18 protein-coding genes and 1 other annotated feature are annotated in these 17,905 nt (G+C 36.9%); of the genes, 13 read left to right on the top strand and 5 right to left on the bottom strand.

The window, feature by feature from the left end:
• Positions 1 to 2: 2 nt before the first annotated feature.
• Positions 3 to 1,457 (top strand): signal recognition particle-docking protein FtsY, encoded by a 1,455-nt coding sequence (gene ftsY, locus HMPREF2805_RS05200; protein ID WP_075231677.1) that lies wholly within the window; start codon positions 3 to 5, stop codon positions 1,455 to 1,457.
• Between the two features lie 38 nt (positions 1,458 to 1,495).
• Here ftsY and zwf read toward each other — a convergent pair whose 3' ends face one another.
• The 3 genes from zwf to HMPREF2805_RS05185 all read right to left on the bottom strand — a co-directional run bounded on the left by zwf (position 1,496) and on the right by HMPREF2805_RS05185 (position 6,347).
• Positions 1,496 to 2,983, bottom strand: coding sequence for a glucose-6-phosphate dehydrogenase (gene zwf / locus HMPREF2805_RS05195; RefSeq protein WP_075231676.1), 1,488 nt, complete (start codon positions 2,981 to 2,983; stop codon positions 1,496 to 1,498).
• Between the two features lie 449 nt (positions 2,984 to 3,432).
• Positions 3,433 to 4,173: an amino acid ABC transporter ATP-binding protein gene (locus HMPREF2805_RS05190; RefSeq protein WP_049503260.1), complete on the bottom strand. Its 741-nt coding sequence runs from the start codon at positions 4,171 to 4,173 to the stop codon at positions 3,433 to 3,435.
• Positions 4,173 to 6,347, bottom strand: a complete 2,175-nt coding sequence (locus HMPREF2805_RS05185) for an ABC transporter substrate-binding protein/permease (protein ID WP_075231675.1) — start codon at positions 6,345 to 6,347, stop codon at positions 4,173 to 4,175. The genes HMPREF2805_RS05190 and HMPREF2805_RS05185 overlap by 1 nt, the downstream gene beginning before the upstream one ends.
• Before the next feature lie 180 nt (positions 6,348 to 6,527).
• On the opposite strand from HMPREF2805_RS05185, the gene uvrB reads away from it, so the two are divergent.
• The 5 genes from uvrB (at position 6,528) to HMPREF2805_RS05160 (ending at position 11,607) form a co-directional block, all read left to right on the top strand.
• Entirely contained in the window at positions 6,528 to 8,516 is a 1,989-nt protein-coding gene (gene uvrB, locus HMPREF2805_RS05180; RefSeq protein WP_075231674.1) for an excinuclease ABC subunit UvrB, read from the top strand.
• 33 nt (positions 8,517 to 8,549) lie between these two features.
• A complete protein-coding gene (locus HMPREF2805_RS05175; protein ID WP_075231673.1) occupies positions 8,550 to 9,551 on the top strand; it encodes an acyltransferase in 1,002 nt (333 codons plus the stop codon).
• Between the two features lie 613 nt (positions 9,552 to 10,164).
• Positions 10,165 to 10,689, top strand: a complete 525-nt coding sequence (locus tag HMPREF2805_RS11485; RefSeq protein WP_261676303.1) for a hypothetical protein — start codon at positions 10,165 to 10,167, stop codon at positions 10,687 to 10,689.
• Positions 10,686 to 11,120 carry a hypothetical protein gene (locus HMPREF2805_RS11480; protein ID WP_075231672.1) on the top strand — a complete coding sequence of 145 codons (435 nt, stop codon included), beginning with the start codon at positions 10,686 to 10,688 and terminating at the stop codon, positions 11,118 to 11,120. The genes HMPREF2805_RS11485 and HMPREF2805_RS11480 overlap by 4 nt, the downstream gene beginning before the upstream one ends.
• 19 nt (positions 11,121 to 11,139) lie before the next feature.
• Entirely contained in the window at positions 11,140 to 11,607 is a 468-nt protein-coding gene (locus HMPREF2805_RS05160) for an 8-oxo-dGTP diphosphatase (protein ID WP_075231671.1), read from the top strand.
• Here HMPREF2805_RS05160 and HMPREF2805_RS05155 read toward each other — a convergent pair.
• Both HMPREF2805_RS05155 and HMPREF2805_RS05150 read right to left on the bottom strand, forming a co-directional pair.
• Complete coding sequence (locus HMPREF2805_RS05155) at positions 11,604 to 12,119, bottom strand: transcription repressor NadR (RefSeq protein WP_075231670.1); 516 nt, start codon at positions 12,117 to 12,119, stop codon at positions 11,604 to 11,606. The two genes, HMPREF2805_RS05160 and HMPREF2805_RS05155, sit on opposite strands and share 4 nt — an antisense overlap.
• Before the next feature lie 18 nt (positions 12,120 to 12,137).
• Positions 12,138 to 12,665, bottom strand: a complete 528-nt coding sequence (locus HMPREF2805_RS05150; protein WP_001095969.1) for an ECF transporter S component — start codon at positions 12,663 to 12,665, stop codon at positions 12,138 to 12,140.
• 188 nt (positions 12,666 to 12,853) lie between these two features.
• Positions 12,854 to 12,989, top strand: a sequence feature (ribosomal protein L10 leader region).
• A 38-nt stretch (positions 12,990 to 13,027) separates the two neighbouring features.
• Here HMPREF2805_RS05150 and rplJ point away from each other — a divergent pair.
• The 7 genes from rplJ (at position 13,028) to HMPREF2805_RS05115 (ending at position 17,631) form a co-directional block, all read left to right on the top strand.
• A complete protein-coding gene (gene rplJ, locus HMPREF2805_RS05145; protein ID WP_075231669.1) occupies positions 13,028 to 13,528 on the top strand; it encodes a 50S ribosomal protein L10 in 501 nt (166 codons plus the stop codon).
• Positions 13,529 to 13,601: 73 nt separating this feature from the next.
• A complete protein-coding gene (rplL, locus tag HMPREF2805_RS05140) occupies positions 13,602 to 13,967 on the top strand; it encodes a 50S ribosomal protein L7/L12 (RefSeq protein WP_075229428.1) in 366 nt (121 codons plus the stop codon).
• 141 nt (positions 13,968 to 14,108) lie between these two features.
• Positions 14,109 to 14,432, top strand: coding sequence for a DUF2185 domain-containing protein (locus tag HMPREF2805_RS05135; protein ID WP_261676299.1), 324 nt, complete (start codon positions 14,109 to 14,111; stop codon positions 14,430 to 14,432).
• 250 nt (positions 14,433 to 14,682) lie between these two features.
• Positions 14,683 to 15,441: a hypothetical protein gene (locus tag HMPREF2805_RS05130; protein ID WP_075231668.1), complete on the top strand. Its 759-nt coding sequence runs from the start codon at positions 14,683 to 14,685 to the stop codon at positions 15,439 to 15,441.
• Between the two features lie 373 nt (positions 15,442 to 15,814).
• Positions 15,815 to 16,201 (top strand): barstar family protein, encoded by a 387-nt coding sequence (locus HMPREF2805_RS05125; RefSeq protein WP_075231667.1) that lies wholly within the window; start codon positions 15,815 to 15,817, stop codon positions 16,199 to 16,201.
• 111 nt (positions 16,202 to 16,312) lie between these two features.
• Positions 16,313 to 16,735 carry an SMI1/KNR4 family protein gene (locus tag HMPREF2805_RS05120; protein ID WP_075231666.1) on the top strand — a complete coding sequence of 141 codons (423 nt, stop codon included), beginning with the start codon at positions 16,313 to 16,315 and terminating at the stop codon, positions 16,733 to 16,735.
• 269 nt (positions 16,736 to 17,004) lie between these two features.
• Positions 17,005 to 17,631, top strand: a complete 627-nt coding sequence (locus HMPREF2805_RS05115) for a DUF443 family protein (RefSeq protein WP_222563422.1) — start codon at positions 17,005 to 17,007, stop codon at positions 17,629 to 17,631.
• Positions 17,632 to 17,905 lie beyond the last annotated feature (274 nt).

Raw genomic sequence — 17,905 nt, 5'->3', positions numbered from 1 at the left:
GAATGGGATTATTTGACCGTTTATTTGGGAGAAAAGAAGAACCAAAAATCGAAGAAGTCGTTAAAGAAGCTTTGGAAAACTTGGATCTGACAGAGCCTAGCGAGGAAGTTGAAGCACTTGGAACTGAAGAAGTTGAAGTGAAAAATACTGAGGAAATCGACCAAAGTTCAGAAGTTGAGGAAACTTATTCTAAAGAAGCTAGTGAGTCTGCAGAACCAGTAGCAGAAACTATTCTAGAGACAGTTGAAGCAGAAACCGCCCCTCAGAAAGAAGAGACTCAGTTTGAAGAGGAAACTGAGTGTCATTGTTGTCAGGAAGAGTCAGAGTCAACAGAAGTTGAAGAAACTGAAGACAGCTCTCAAGAAGTAGTTGAGTTTGTTGCAGAAGAACCTGAGTCACCAGTCGAAGAAGTACCTTCAAGTGATAGCGACGATGAAGAAGCTGATCAAGTTCAACCAGACGAGACGGAGTCAGATACTTCTGAAGAAGAGGAAGAAGATCTAGTAATCGAAGAAATTCCTCAAGTTCAAGAGACTGTACAGGAAAAATATGACCGTAGTCTCAAGAAAACTCGTACGGGCTTTGGAGCTCGTTTGAATGCTTTCTTTGCTAACTTCCGCTCTGTTGATGAAGAATTCTTCGAAGAACTAGAAGAACTGCTCATCATGAGTGACGTTGGTGTACAGGTAGCTTCAAATCTCACTGAAGAATTGCGCTATGAAGCAAAACTTGAAAATGCCAAGAAACCAGATGTCCTCCGTCGTGTCATCATCGAAAAATTGGTAGAGCTTTACGAAAAAGATGGGCAATACAATGAAAGCATTAACTTCCAAGATGGTTTGACAGTCATGCTCTTTGTAGGTGTTAATGGTGTCGGGAAAACAACTTCAATCGGTAAATTAGCGCATCGCTACAAGCAAGCAGGCAAGAAAGTCATGCTTGTTGCTGCGGATACCTTCCGTGCTGGTGCGGTAGCTCAGTTAGCAGAATGGGGCCGTCGTGTAGATGTTCCTGTGGTTACTGGGCCTGAAAAAGCAGATCCAGCCAGTGTGGTCTTTGACGGGATGGAACGAGCAGTAGCAGAAGGTATTGACATTCTCATGATTGATACAGCTGGCCGTTTACAAAACAAGGAAAACTTGATGGCAGAGTTGGAAAAAATTGGTCGTATCATTAAACGTGTCGTGCCAGAAGCTCCGCATGAAACCTTCCTAGCACTTGACGCCTCAACAGGACAAAACGCTCTTGTACAAGCCAAAGAGTTTTCAAAAATTACTCCTGTTACAGGAATTGTCTTAACCAAGATTGATGGAACTGCCCGAGGTGGTGTTGTTCTGGCTATCCGTGAGGAACTCAATATTCCTGTTAAGTTGATTGGTTTTGGTGAAAAAATCGATGATATCGGTGAATTTAATTCTGAGAACTTTATGAAAGGCCTTCTAGAAGGTTTGATATAAAAGAAAATCCTGCAAGAATTCTTGCAGGATATTTTTTTCTATTCTAAACGACCATCTTTACGATAGGCGATATCTGGTTGCCAAGTCCACTCAGCACCGTATTTTTCAAGGAGTTCAAAGCTAGCTTGAGGTCCCATGCTACCAGCTTTGTAGTCATGAAGAGGAGCACCATTATCAGCCCAAAGCTTCTCAATACGGTCAATCAATTTCCATGATGCGCTAACTTCTTCCCAGTGGCTAAAGTTAGTTGAATCGTTATTCAATACATCGTAGATTAGCTTTTCATAAGGATCTGGTGAAGCACCTGTAGCTGTAGCATCAGTTCTGTAGTCAAGCGAATTATGTGCAAGTTTGAACTCTTCTCCAACTTCTTTACCGTTAAGGCTAAGAGAGAATCCTTCCGTCGGTTGGATGTAGATGGTAAGCACATTCGGTGCTAGTGGTTCTCCAAAGATTGAATCCATTTGTTTGAAGACGATGTTTACGTGTGTTCCTTTTTCAGTTAGGCGTTTACCTGTACGGAAGAAGAAAGGTACATCACGGAAGCGATCAGTATCTACAAAGAAGGCACCTGAAGCAAAGGTTTCTGTCATTGATTCTGGGTTGACATTTGGTTCGCTACGGTAAGAGATGTATTTCATGCCATCAACTTTACCAGAACGATATTGACCACGGATGAAGTGCTCTTTAAGTTCCTCATTTGTAGGGTGGTAAAGGTTCTTGAAGACCTTGATTTTCTCTGCGCGAATGTCATCCTTTGTAAAGCTTGCAGGCTTGTCCATAGCAAGGAGTGATAGAAGCTGAAGTGTGTGGTTTTGAACCATGTCTCGAAGGGCGCCAGACTCATCATAGTAGCCACCACGCTCTTCAACACCTAGACGTTCTGCAAAGGTAATTTGCACATTATCAATATGTTCCCGATTCCAAACATTTTCAAAGATCATATTGGCAAAACGAATGGCAAAGATACTCTGAATCATCTCTTTACCAAGATAGTGGTCGATACGATAGATTTGCTCTTCGTTAAAAGTAGCTAGAAGCTCTTCGTTTAGTTTGCTTGCAGTTTCATAATCTGTACCGAAAGGTTTCTCAACTATCAAACGTTCAAAGCCCTTACCGTCAACGATTTGCTCAGACTTGAGGTGTTTGGCGATGGTACCGAAGAATTGTGGTGCCATTGAGAGGAAGAAGAGCTTGTTGTGTTCAGTTTGATACTTTTCATTTAACTCAGCCTGAAGCTTACGTAATTCGATATAGTGTTCGGTATCATTAACATCGTGGCTTTGATAGTAAAAATGACTAGCAAAAGCTTGAGCCTCTTCTGCGCTATCTGCCAAGTCCAAAATAGATTCGACAACAACAGATTCGAAATACTCTTTACTCCAAGGACGACGAGCAGTTCCAATAACAGCAAAATGATCAGAAAGATTACCTGATTTATAAAGTCTAAAAAGTGAAGGGTAGAGCTTACGTTTGGCCAAATCCCCACTTGCACCGAAAATTGTAACAATAACTTTTGATGACATCTAGCTACCTAATTTCTATTTTGTTTCCTAGTCAAACTAGGCATGAGGAATCCCCATTTTTCATATTTTTTATTTTATCATAATTTTCTAAAAAATCCAAAAATCCAATACGTCTATACTAAGAGGCTGGGAAAAATCTCAATTTCATACTCTTCGAAAATCTCTTCAAACCACGTCAGCGTCGCCTTACCGTATATATGTTACTGACTTCGTCAGTTCTATTTACAACCTCAAAACAGTGTTTTGAGCTGACTTCATCAGTTCTATCCACAACCTCAAAGCAGTGCTTTGAGCAACCTGCGGCTCTCTTCCTAGTTTGCTCTTTGATTTTCATTGAGTATCAGGAGCAACCGAAGTAAATTTTCCCACAATAAAACGCATAATATCAAGTTTTTAATATCTGATACAATGCGTTTTTTTGATTATAAAGACTTTTTGCCCAATCTCTTCTAGGCGTTTAGAACCTTGTCTAAAAATTCTTTAAGACGCGGATGTTGTGGGTTGTCAAAGATTTGGTCAGGTGTTCCGTCCTCAAGAAATTCACCGTCAGCAGTAAAGATCACACGATTGGCAACCTTGCGGGCGAATCCCATTTCGTGGGTTACGATGATCATGGTCATGCCTTGTTCAGCCAATTCCTTCATAACGTTAAGAACGTCGCCGACCATCTCAGGGTCAAGGGCAGAAGTTGGTTCGTCAAAGAGCATGATATCAGGGTTCATGGCTAGACCGCGAGCGATAGCCACACGCTGTTTTTGACCACCTGATAGGCTTTCAGGATTAGCATTAGCCTTATCAGCCAATCCAACTTTTTCAAGGAGTTCCATTCCCAATTTTTCAGCTTCGGCCTTAGTCATCAACTTATGCTCTACTGGAGCGAAAGTGATATTTTCCAATACCGTCATGTGTGGGAAAAGATTGAAGTGCTGGAACACCATTCCGACATTTTCACGAACGTGGTCCACGTTGGTTGCTTTATCCGTCAAATCATAGCCATTAACTGTGATATGACCTTTTGTACCTTCCTCAAGGAGATTCAAGCTACGCAAGAAAGTTGATTTACCTGAACCAGAAGGTCCAATGATACAAACAACATCTCCTTCATAGAATTTTGCTGAGATTCCTTTTAGGACTTTGTTTTTACCATATTGCTTATGTAAATTATCGACATCGATTTTTAATTTAGCCATTATTGAATCCTCTTTTCTAAGCGTTTTGCAAGTCTAGTAAGAAGAGTGATAATCACAAGATAGAAGACTGCGAGAATTGCATACATTTTGAAACTTTGGTAGTTACGAGCAATGATAATCTTACCAGTCTGGAAGAGTTCGACCAAACCGATTGCAGATACGATAGTTGTATCTTTAAGTGCGATAACAAATTGGTTGACGAAGTTTGGAAGCATAAGTTTGGTTGCTTGTGGCAAGACAATCTTACGCATGGTTTTACTGTAAGAGATACCAAGGCTTCGACTAGCTTCCATTTGTCCGATAGGAACAGCCTTAATACCACCACGAACAATTTCAGCGATATAAGCGGCTGAGTTTAGGGAGAGGGCGATTGTACCAGCGACAAAGTCATTGATTGGACTCTGTTGGCCTGTAAGGGATTCGATAAAGTTAGGAACTCCCCAGAAGATAAAGGCAGCAAGAATCATCAATGGAATACCACGAATCACATCGACAAAGATTTCTGAAAGAATACGAAGTGATTTATAAGGACTAACGCTAAACATACCAAAGATAATCCCGATAACAATCGCAATTGCAAAGGAAATCAAAGCTAGAGAAAGGGTAATTCCAAGTCCACTTAGGAGTTGTTTGTAGTTGTTTTTCAACAAGCCCCAGATAGTAGTTTCGTCAACAGCTGATGATTCACTTGTTGAATCAGTTGCAAGGTATTTATCAAGAATCTTTTGGAATTCACCACTTGCTTTAAGATTTGCAAGACCGTTGTTGAACATTTCAATCAATTCAGGATTGCTTCCCTTTTTAACTGCAAAAGCAGTTTCACCGATTGGAGTACCTTCGATTGGTGTTTTTAATTTTTGTCCTTGGCTAATAGAGTATTTAAGAACTGGTTCGTCATCCATCACGGCGTCAATTGAACCTGTGTTCAAGCTGTCATACATAGATGAACCGTCTGCAAAGGTTTTAATTTTATAACCATATTTGCTTTGATTTTCAGTTAGGAAGGTTTGAGAAGCAGTACCGTTTTTTACACCAACGGTTTTACCATTCAAATCTTCATAAGAAGAAATGGTACTTGATTCCTTAACTCCAAGAATAGTATTAGCTGTATAGTAAGAATCAGAGAAATCAAAGGTTTCTTTACGAGCGTCTGTAACAGACATACCAGCAATCATACCATCAGCTTGACCAGATTGAACCGCGTTAATAGCAGCGTCAAAACCTGGGTTGGTGATTTCAATTTCAAAACCTTGGTCTTCGGCAATAGCCTTGATCAAGTCCATATCAATACCAGTGTACTGGTTGCTTGAGTTTTGGAAAACGAATGGTGCAAATGAAGAATCACTTGCGATAACGTATTTTGATTTGACTGGAGTAGCTTTTTGACCTGCGCTTGTAGTAGAAGTGAGAGAAGTCACTTGTGAACTAGTTTTAGAAGAACTTGTCCATTTATTGATAATTTTGTCCAAGCTACCATCTTTTTTCATCTGAGCTAAAGCTTCGTTAAATTCTGTAACCAGGTATTCGTACTTACTACCTTTTTTAACTCCAAAAGCAAAGCTTCCAACGGCTTCTCCGTCCATGTTGATACTGAGATCTTGCCCTTGGTTAATAGCGTACTCGATGACTGGTTTGTCATCCATGATGGCATTTACAGCACCTGTACTGAGACTGTTATTCATCAAATCACCAGTATCAAAGGTTTTGATAGTGAATCCATATTTATCTTTGATGCTTTCTAGGAAACGTTGTGCGGCAGTACCGTTTTTAACACCAACAGTTTTACCACTGAGTTCTTCATACTTAGTGATTTTGTTAGACTTAGTCGTTGCTATGACAACTTTTGTATCATAGTATGTATCAGACATTGTAAAGACGTTTTCACGTTCTTTGGTTTTTGTCATACCAGCCATGATCGCATCTGCTTGCCCTGCTTGGACCGCATTGACAGCAGCATCAAAGCCTGGATAAGACATTTGGATATTCCATCCTTTTATCTCAGCGACTTTATTGATGATGTCGACATCAATTCCTTTATAAGTCTGGTCTGTATCTTTAAACTCAAAGGGTGCATAAGCTGTATCACTAACAATCTTGATAGTGTCCGCATTAACATAGCCTAAAGAGAATAAGGGAAATAAAAATAATAAAAATGCAAGGATTTTTTTCTTCATGTTTAGTCTCCTTTTTAGAATATTTACCCATTATAGCAGAAAATAAAAAAGTTGGCAAATATTTAGCGTTTCGATGTAAGAAGATATGACATAAGATACTAAGTGGCAAGAAGTTGAGAATCAGTAAGTAGATCTTTTTTATGGTAAAATAGAAGGATAGAAAATGTGTATGAGGCAATTATGATCAATAGAATTACAGACAACAAATTTAAACTTGTATCCAAATACCAACCATCTGGGGATCAACCGCAGGCTATTGAGCAGTTGGTAGATAACATCGAGGGTGGTGAAAAAGCTCAAATCTTGATGGGGGCGACTGGTACAGGAAAGACCTATACCATGAGTCAGGTGATTTCCAAAGTTAATAAACCAACCCTAGTCATCGCCCACAATAAGACCCTAGCAGGCCAGCTCTACGGGGAGTTTAAGGAATTTTTCCCTGAGAATGCCGTCGAGTACTTCGTGTCCTATTACGATTACTACCAGCCAGAAGCCTATGTTCCCTCTAGTGATACTTATATCGAAAAAGATAGTTCAGTTAACGATGAGATTGATAAACTCCGTCACTCCGCTACATCAGCGCTCTTGGAGCGTAACGATGTCATCGTTGTAGCATCCGTATCTTGTATTTATGGTTTGGGTTCCCCTAAAGAATATGCTGATAGTGTAGTAAGTCTGCGCCCAGGACTTGAAATTTCTCGTGATAAACTGCTTAATGAATTAGTCGATATTCAATTTGAACGCAATGATATTGATTTCCAGCGTGGAAGATTTCGTGTACGTGGAGATGTGGTGGAAATTTTCCCAGCATCTCGTGATGAGCATGCCTTTCGTGTTGAATTCTTCGGAGATGAGATTGATCGTATTCGAGAGGTTGAAGCTTTGACAGGTCAAGTATTAGGTGAAGTGGACCATTTGGCGATTTTCCCAGCCACTCACTTTGTGACCAATGACGACCACATGGAAGTAGCGATTGCTAAGATCCAGGCTGAATTGGAAGAACAATTAGCTATCTTTGAAAAAGAAGGCAAACTCCTTGAAGCGCAACGCTTGAAACAACGGACAGAGTACGATATCGAGATGTTACGTGAGATGGGGTATACCAATGGTGTCGAAAACTACTCGCGTCACATGGATGGACGGAGCGAAGGAGAGCCACCTTATACGCTTCTCGACTTCTTCCCAGATGATTTCTTGATTATGATTGATGAAAGCCACATGACCATGGGACAAATCAAGGGAATGTATAATGGTGACCGTTCGCGTAAGGAAATGTTGGTTAATTATGGTTTCCGTTTGCCATCTGCCTTGGATAATCGTCCTCTTCGTCGTGAAGAGTTTGAAAGTCATGTTCACCAGATTGTCTACGTTTCAGCGACACCTGGTGATTATGAGATGGAACAAACGGACACCGTGATTGAGCAAATCATCCGTCCAACAGGTCTCTTGGATCCAGAGGTGGAAGTGCGCCCAACCATGGGACAGATTGATGACCTCTTGGGAGAAATCAATGCCCGTGTTGAAAAGAATGAACGCACCTTTATTACTACCTTGACCAAGAAAATGGCAGAAGATTTGACAGACTACTTCAAGGAAATGGGGATCAAGGTCAAGTATATGCACTCGGATATCAAGACTTTAGAGCGGACAGAGATTATCCGAGATTTACGATTAGGAGTCTTTGATGTCTTGGTTGGAATCAATCTCCTTCGTGAAGGGATTGACGTTCCTGAAGTAAGTCTGGTTGCTATTCTTGATGCTGACAAGGAAGGCTTTCTCCGTAACGAACGTGGTCTGATCCAAACCATCGGTCGTGCAGCCCGTAATAGTGAAGGTCATGTCATTATGTATGCTGACACTATGACCCAGTCTATGCAAAAAGCCATTGATGAAACAGCTCGCCGCCGTAAAATCCAGATGGCTTATAATGAAGAACACGGTATTATTCCACAAACGATTAAGAAGGAAATCCGTGACCTTATTTCTGTTACCAAGACAGTTGCTAAGGAAGAAGACAAGGAAGTCGATATCAATAGCCTTAACAAACAAGAACGCAAAGAATTGGTCAAGAAACTGGAAAAGCAAATGCAAGAAGCCGTCGAAGTGCTTGACTTTGAACTAGCCGCCCAGATTCGTGATATGATGTTGGAAGTCAAGGCGTTGGCTTGAGAAGTTATATAAATAGTGTGGAAAGGTATATTAATGAAAAATAGACACACAGGAATTGAAGCTTGTAGAATTTTAGCAATGCTGATGATTTGCAATCTACATGTTCTGGGCATGGGAGGAATTTTAGAAAAAGTTGCCATTCAAAAGAATTTTTATTATATTTTTGCAAATTATTTAGAAGCATTTTCCTACTCGGCAGTAAATATTTATATTTTAATCAGTGCCTATGTCGGACTTCATTCTAAATTTAGTTATAAAAAAATGTTTAGTTTTTGGTTGCAAATCATTTTTTATACGATTTCAATCACATTAATATTCGCCCTTTTTTCAAAGTCATCCGTTACACTAAGCGATTGGCTCTCTGCTTTTACGCCAATTAGCCATGGTCAATACTGGTATATGAGTTGTTATTTTGGTTTAATGTTAGTGGCTCCATTTTTAAATCAAGCTATATTGACAGTAAAACAAGAATTGTTATTACCTTTTGTTAGTGGTGGATTTGTATATTTTTCGATTATTCCAACAATATTTAAACAAGATTCGTTAGGATTGTGGGGTGGATATAGTGTTTTATGGATGATACTCCTTTATATGATAGGAGCTATCATCAATAGATTAGACTTTGAAAATCGTTTTAAAGTTTGGCAAGTTGCTGGAATGATTATCTTACTGACAAGTTTAACTTTTCTATTGCACAGTCTTGGCTATGAACAGTGGAGAAGTTATACATCTCCAACAGTAATTCTTCAAGGAATATCAATATTTCTACTATTTTTAAGTCTCAAAAATCTCCCATTAACTGTGAAAAAAATAGTTTTAACATTATCTCCACTAACATTAGGAGTCTATTTATTTCATGTTCACCCTCTGATTTTTAGAAGGATTTTACCCAACATCTATTCTTTAGTTGACGGACAGAAATTCGTTATATTTGTCACGATCATTCTCTTAATGACACTTCTAATATTTATTGTAGGTGCATTCATTGAGTATTTAAGAAAAAAACTATTTATATATATTTCTGGTAAATTATAAGATCAAAAATTATTCCCTAACGATAAAAAACTTGTATTAAATGGGTTGAATGTTTATCTGTTTATGATGAATTAGAAGGAGAGAGAAGAAACGATTGAGAAAGAATGTTAGTGCATACAAAAAGCATTCTAAATCAAAGTGAAAAATAGGTTGGTTAGACCGCATGAATCTGTGGTTTGTGCAACATTCAACAATTGCCTGGATCCTTGATGCAAGCGTTCTGTTCTTTTCTGCTCTAGGAATGTTATGTCTATTGTACGGAACACCCCTTATTCCAAGTCCCTATCGGGAACTGCATTATAGTTTTCCACTTTATTTAAATATCGTTCTTTTGGTGAATGCATCTTATCATACTTTCCTTCGTAACTTTAGGAAAGACTGGATTTCCTTGCGAAATTTTGCAGAAGTGTTTTTATATCCTAACGAAATTGCTTGTGTATTACAGTTAACGATTGGGATGACCTCTAAAAGAGGAACAAGATTACTTCCGATATGGGCATTAGACTATCGCTACATCTGGTTTCCACTCTTACTTATTTCATTTTCTTTCTAGTGCCTATTGTGACAATTATAATTTCCAAGTATATTGAAAAGAAAAAGAGAAAAGAAGAAAATGGGAAAAATACAATCAAATCAAAGTAACAAAAGAAAGTCAAATACAAAAAAGAATCACTCAAGAAAAGAAAGTTTTCAGCTTTGGCTAGATTCTCATAAAATTATAGGTTTTTTCCTGATCCTTGCTCTCATCTTAGGAATAGGACTAGGTGTTACCCTTGTTTTTAAACTTCTTCCTATTCCGTCTCCATACCGAGATATCAACTATAGTTTTCCAATATATATAAATCTTTTTTGTCTGGTGTATCGATTATTTGACTATTGGTTCCTAGACTTGTCTAAGACAAGGATGACAATAAAAAGATATGCAGATTTATTTATCTATCTTAATAGTATTGGTTTAATAGTTCATCTCTTTATTGGTATTGGCGGGAAAAATAGTAAAGGAATTTTACCTCCCCTCTTATCCCTAGATCACCGCTACATCTGGTTTCCTATTGCAACTTATCTGATCTTTTTCAGTTTGGCATCTATTATAACTCTAGTAATGAAATATATTGAAAAGAAAAGGAGTCAATCATGATGAAACATCTAACTGTATTTAGGTTTATTTATCTTTTGTGCCTAGTATTTGTACTGATTCATTTTATCTTAGGCTTCTTTGGTTTTGCCTTTACACCAATCTTGTGGAATCTCTGGTTCTCTGGTCTTTGCTTGACCTTATTTATCCAACCATGGACCATCTTTTATAGAACGAGAATTTTTCAGTGGCATCATCTGATTTTTCAAGCTCTCAGTGGATTCGTTGCTCTCATAATCTGGTTTATGATATTTTTATTTTTCTCCACGGTTCCAGATTCATCTATGCCTATCAATTTAGACTACTATGTGATTAGGGAAAAAAATGAAATAAGAATCATCAGAGGATTCTTATTTCATGAAATTCATGAATATCATGACTTAGTTAATCCTTTGATTATGAAGTCTAAAGTTAAGTATGTAGAAAAAAATTAAACATTAGAAAGTGAGTCCTATGTCTAGAGCACAATTAACCATTCTAACTAATATTTGTTTAATAGAAGACCTTGAAAATCAGCGCGTGGTTATGCAGTATCGATCGCCTGAAACCAACCGCTGGTCTGGCTATGCTTTTCCAGGAGGTCATGTGGAAGATGGTGAGGCCTTTGCAGAATCTGTTATTTGTGAAATATACGAGGAAACAGGTCTGACGATTCAAAATCCTCAACTTGTCGGCATTAAAAATTGGCCACTAGATACAGGTGGCCGCTATATTGTCGTTTGTTATAAGGCGACTGAGTTCTTTGGTACCCTTCGTTCTTCAGATGAAGGAGAAGTTTCTTGGGTGCAAAAAGACCAGATTCCAAACTTGGATCTGGCCTATGATATGTTACCTTTAATGGAGATGATGGAAGATCCGGATAAGTCTGAATTTTTCTACCCTCGCCGTACAGAAGACGATTGGGAAAAGAAAATCTTCTAATCCTTTACTAAATAACCTAACTTATCCAAGGCCTTCTCGATATAGAGAAGGTCTTGTTCGTTTTCAGCTTCGACTAGGTGATAATGGACGCCATCTGTTAATTCAGAAAGTGGTCTAAAGTCAGACCTTTCGACTTGCTCTAAAAAATGCTGAACGTCCCGACGACAAGAGAGTTTGAGCAAGGTTTCAATTTCTCCATAGACAGGATGATCAATCAAGGTATTCTGAACACGTCCCCCATTATCGACGATAGCTAGAAGTTCTTGACCGATTTCTTCCATCTCGTGCTTTACTTTAAACAGCTTGTGAACATACGGACTGGTTTTGCTTTCTTTATAAATATAGCCACGATTGGTTGATAAGATAGGAGCACCATCAGCACGCAGTACTGCAATGTCCTGAACGATAATCTGGCGAGTGACATGAAAATGTTCTGCTAAGCTTTTTCCGTTTAGAGGTTTTTGAGCTTCTTTTAAGAGTTGTAGAAGTGCTTCTTTTCGATTTTTTGTCATATTCTTCTTTCTTAACGCTTAACGGCGTTTTCTCAATGCTTTATAAACAGCCAAGGCTAGATAATAGTCTACCATACTATGGATAATAGTACCAAATCCAACCAAGACAAACAAGACATAGAACATATTTTTTAAGTCAGTTCCAGTACTAGCATAAAAAATCATACAAGCCAAAACTTCAGCAATAGCATGAACCAAACCAAGTACAAAGTTAAAAATCAATGAAGATTTCTTATTGTCCAAGGTTTGAGGATGTTTTTGAAGATAGAAAGCACCCAGACTTCCAAAAAAGATATGGGAGAATGCACGAAGTACGATAACAATTGGATATCCAGCCATGAGAAATCCTAAACTAGAAGCTATAATGACAAAGATAGCCATCCAGGGAGAAAGAAACATAGCGATAAAAATAGCAACGTGACTTCCTAGAGTGTAGGAAGCGGGAGGAATGACAATTTTAAAGGGCATCACCAAAGGAATCAAAATAGCGATAGCTGTCAGCAATGCGGTCAAGGTCATGAATTGTGTTTTCTTTTGTGTATTCATAATAACTCCTTTTTATCTGTATATACAGTTGTATAGTACAATAAAAAGTCAAGCAAGTCAAGAAGCAAAATTGATTTTAGAGAAGATTTTTTTAAATGAGGAAAAAGAATGCTAAAAAGAATCAATAAAATTTAAAAAAAATAAGCAAAAAACTCTTGCACTAATCAAAGTAGTGTGGTATACTTATATACGGTTTGAAAAAACTGCCTAAGACAGTAGGGGAGCTCGACTCATAAATATCCTACCGAGGACAAAACGTATCATGTAAAAAGAAGCGTATTGTACTTTCGTGTCTAGGTTTGGGCGCGTTTTTCTTTTGGAAAAATTCCCCAAGCAAAATAATTACGGAGGTGAACACACTAATGAGTGAAGCAATTATTGCTAAAAAAGCAGAACTAGTTGACGTAGTAGCTGAAAAAATGAAAGCTGCTGCATCAATCGTCGTTGTAGACGCTCGTGGTTTGACAGTTGAACAAGATACAGTTCTTCGTCGTGAGCTTCGTGGAAGCGAAGTTGAGTATAAAGTTATTAAAAACTCAATCTTACGTCGTGCAGCTGAAAAAGCTGGCCTTGCAGAACTTGCATCTGTATTTGTTGGACCATCTGCTGTAGCATTTTCTAACGAAGATGTTATCGCTCCAGCGAAAATCTTGAACGACTTTGCTAAAAACGCTGACGCACTTGAAATCAAAGGTGGTGCAATCGAAGGCGCTGTCGCATCAAAAGAAGAAATCGTTGCTCTTGCAACTCTTCCAAACCGCGAAGGACTTCTTTCTATGCTCCTTTCTGTACTTCAAGCGCCAGTGCGCAACGTTGCTCTTGCAGTCAAAGCGGTTGCAGACAGCAAAGAAGACGCAGCTTAATCTTAAGCTACGCAGCGTAGCCTAGCTACAAAAATATAAACATAAAATATAAACTTATTTGGAGGAAATAACAATGGCATTGAACATTGAAAACATTATTGCTGAAATTAAAGAAGCTTCAATCCTTGAATTGAACGACCTTGTAAAAGCTATCGAAGAAGAATTTGGTGTAACTGCAGCTGCTCCTGTAGCTGTAGCTGCTGCTGGTGGTGCTGAAGAAGCTGCTAAAGATTCATTTGACGTTGAATTGACAGCTGCAGGCGACAAGAAAGTCGGCGTTATCAAAGTTGTACGTGAAATCACTGGTCTTGGTCTTAAAGAAGCTAAAGAACTTGTTGATGGTGCACCAGCACTTGTTAAAGAAGGTGTTGCAGCAGCAGAAGCTGAAGAACTTAAAGCTAAATTGGAAGAAGCTGGAGCTTCAGTTACTCTTAAATAATAGAGTTTCCATAAAAAATGAAAATCGGAGCTTACGCTTCGGTTTTTTTATGATTATAGAATATATAGGGTTTGGAATTTGAGTTGATTAGCTTATCTAATTCAAGTGGAGAACTAACTAGTAAAAATAGAGGTTACAAATGTGAGTAAAATAGGAATGGGATTAGGTGCCTCAATAGTATCTAATAATATTTTAGAAAATAAGGCACATATAAAATGGATATTACGTGAGGACAGTGTGGACGAGTTAGATAACGGATGGCGTTTTTTATCTGAAATAGATACGGAAGAGTATTTATCATATGGTGAAAATATGTCTATATGTGACTGGGGTACAATTGTTGAAATAGAACCTGCAGTATTATCAATTTTTAATATGCCTATCGGAACAGAACTTACAATGATTTACGAAGATGAGAGGGTGTGTTTCTTAGATACAATTACTGGTCAGAAATTATCTCAGTAGGATGTTAAAGTTTACTTCATTCACTTATCTTTGCATATAATTATGAGTTTCCCTAAAGCAATACTAGTATTACATAACTATGGATTAATCATAGCTTAGAATTTTTTCTATAAAGGAGAAGTCTGAGAGCGAAATAAACTTGACAATTTATGTACAAGTTATTATGATAGTCAGAGAACTGATTTACGTTTTTAGATATCAGATAATCTAGCGAATTGATGATTGAGATATAAAAATGAGATATTGAGGTATGAAAGTGTGTAGAGTAATAAAATTATTTACGGATACGATTTCTTCAGAGTACATGGATTTTGCCTTTCAGATTGCTCATGAAACCCAAGATGCAGATATAGTTCAGATATTTGATGGAACCCAGACATTCAATTTATCAGTTAATTATATTAAGTATCTATCGTTTGTTAGTAAAAAGTATAGTGAACTATATAATAAAGAATATGAACTTGATGGCTATGGAATCTACCAAGTTTTTGATAGTAAATTATCGAAAGAAGTTAGTTATCGATCTTGTGGTATATGGTCAGCTGATGATTTTAATCATTATGTTTTCCTTTCTAATAAAGGTATGATGGAAATACTCATAAATGTTTCCTTGACATTTAAATTTGAAAAAACAGCTACTGAAGAGCAAAAAATATCGGGCGTCCCCTTGAAAATAAGTGAAGTAGGAAACATTGAGGAAGGTTTATATTATGTAGAAGCTAGTTTAACCAATGATAGTGAACTCTATTTTAAAATTAGTGATAAACTTATAAAATGTGACGATTATGTTGCTTTTAGATTGATTGATGAAGGACTGGATTTACGTTCAATTGAATCGGAATATGAGTTAGATATAACTACTATCCATCCCGAAAATCATTTTGTCTATCAAGTCCTAAATGGTGGATTTATGGGGCTTGCCCAATCTATTTTGTCAAGTTATAAGGTTATAAATACTTTGAATTACAATGCCTATTTATTAGTTTATGAAGGCGCTGTTCAAGACTAACCAAATTGTTAAAAAACAGAGATTCTAGTAATAGACTTGAATACTTTAGTTGCGATAGTTCAACAAGTAAACCAATAAAACCTGGTAGTTAGAACTGTTATCGTTAAGTACATTAGTTTGTCACATGTAATAAAGTTCGAGGGCAAATAGGGTATTGGTAAGAGATGAAGAATGGCTAATCTATTGCTAGATTCCTTTTTCTTTGATAAAAAAATAAACCCTTAGATTATGCCTGAAAATATATAAAGTAATGCTTGAATGGGGATGGAGAAAGGCCAACAAGAACTACTAGAGTTGCGGAGTGCTGGATAAAAAAGTGATACTAGTATGAATTTGAAAAAATTTTTAAACAGTTTATGAAGGGGAACTTTAAGTGAATGTTTATAGAAGAATAACAAAGTTAGAGAAAAACTATTTAATGGTTAAATCCTTTAATGATTTCAATCTAAATATTGATGGAAAAAAAGTACAAAGTGAAAGAGATGCGATAGAGATATTAGCGAACAGTTTTAATATTGATGATCTCCAAGATGGTAATTGGGATGCATTATCTGATCGACTCCAGCGTTCTAATTATATACATCCAGAGAGGATTAATATTTTTATAAACAATTCAAATGATCTTTTTATCAAGGATGCAAACTCTAAAAATACTTTTTTAGAAATATTATCTGATACAGTTTCATGGTGGGAAGAAGATGTTGAAAGATATATAGTTGATGGAAAAAGAAAAACATTCAATGTATATCTGCTAGATTAATACTAATTGTTTGATATGATAGAAATACAAGCATTTCTGTGAGGAAGATAATAGCTAGACAGGTTGGACAAATACTAATAGTTATAAATTTTTAATAAATAAAGGTGGATTATGATTGATGAATTAAAAAAGAGAATTGCTTCTACTGATGGTGTGGACTTTGGACCATTTGGAGAGGGGATTTCTGATGAATGGATTACAAAAGCTGAGGAAAGATTACATTTTATTTTTCCTGAAACCTATAAATGGTGGCTTAAAAACTACATGGGTGGAGAAATTTATGGAGAAGAAATATTCAGTATCTATGGATTAGATTTTGATAGTGTTATAGGCGGGGATATTGTTTACATAAATGAATTGAACCGAAAAGAAGGGTTTAGTAATTCTGAACAATTAGTCATCTGTGAAGGGGAAGATGGCATGTTTTATTTTCAAAAACAGGAAAGTTTGACCGATGAGTTAGCAGTTTTTAGAGATGGAGAATACTATGCTAGCGATTTTATTGAATTTCTCATAAAAAGAATAGGCGGCTAGTATATTTTAAAGAATCTATTGGGCTAAAAAAGTAGGGAGTATGCTCAGTAATGATAGATAGGAATTCTAAAGAACATCAGTCGATAAGATTTTGTTTTGACTATGATAGATGATGTGGTAACTATTGTAAAATATAATCACAATATTGCTTGCCTTGATGACGTACTTGATTGTCTGGGAAGTAAAATAGATAATGGGACTGCCTCATTATTTGATCCTAAAAAGCGCTTAGGACGGAGGTAAAAGTGCAGTTGGTAATTATAAACAGCTTGTATAAAAATGTAAGATATCGTGTTTTTGAATGGAATAGCAAGTACTACTTATTGGATTGTGATGCTAGTATTTTATTGCTTTTCTTTCCATTGTTTGCTTTTTTTAGAACTCATAAATGTTATTGTATAGAGCCTGAAGAATATAAGACATTGCTTTCTTCAACATATTCTGAAATAAAACCATATCAGTTTGTAGGAGCAACTTTATGTATTATTTTCGGTACGACACTATTAAGGAGGCATTTAGTTAAGGTTTTATTACCTGAACTTCCAAATGTAGCAGCAGTATCGAAATTCGGTTTATTATTTATAATCTTATTCTTCGTGTTGGGGTTTAGATTTCAATATTCTCATAAAAAAAGACTTTTACTCGACTATGAAGGTCGACCCTATGTGTTTGTCAAAATGTCCCCTGCTAACTGGAAAATGGCAGTTGGTAAAATAATGAGTTATTTCATCCTCTTATTTCTACTTTTATGGCGTGTTTATACTATTGTGGTAACAGATGAAGTTGATTCTTTTATTATATTAGGAATAATTCCGTTTTTATTATTTTTAGTGATGTTCGCCAATCTCTCTTTCTGGGATTTAAAGGAATATCAGATAGTTTTAAAATCCGAGTAAAAATTCCATCTAATCTTTAAAATTACTAGTACGATGCCATTGGTTACAGTTGAAAATATTAGAGGAAGTTTAAGAGATAAATTAGTCAGACACGACTAAAGTAATCAACAGTCTAATTTATCTGTGAGAATGCTCTCCTAGGAAATCAAAGGAAATTAAAGATTGAATAGGATATTGACAATTAAAGCATAGATGTATAAAAGTTTGATCTCGACCATAAAGATTGGAAAGACAATTTGCTAGAGATAGTGCATAATAGATAGAAAAAAGGGGA

This window comes from Streptococcus sp. HMSC034E03 (assembly GCF_001811505.1).
Lineage (GTDB): Bacteria > Bacillota > Bacilli > Lactobacillales > Streptococcaceae > Streptococcus.
Note: the sequence above shows the minus strand (reverse complement) of the source record. Positions and strands in the feature narration are given on the sequence as shown.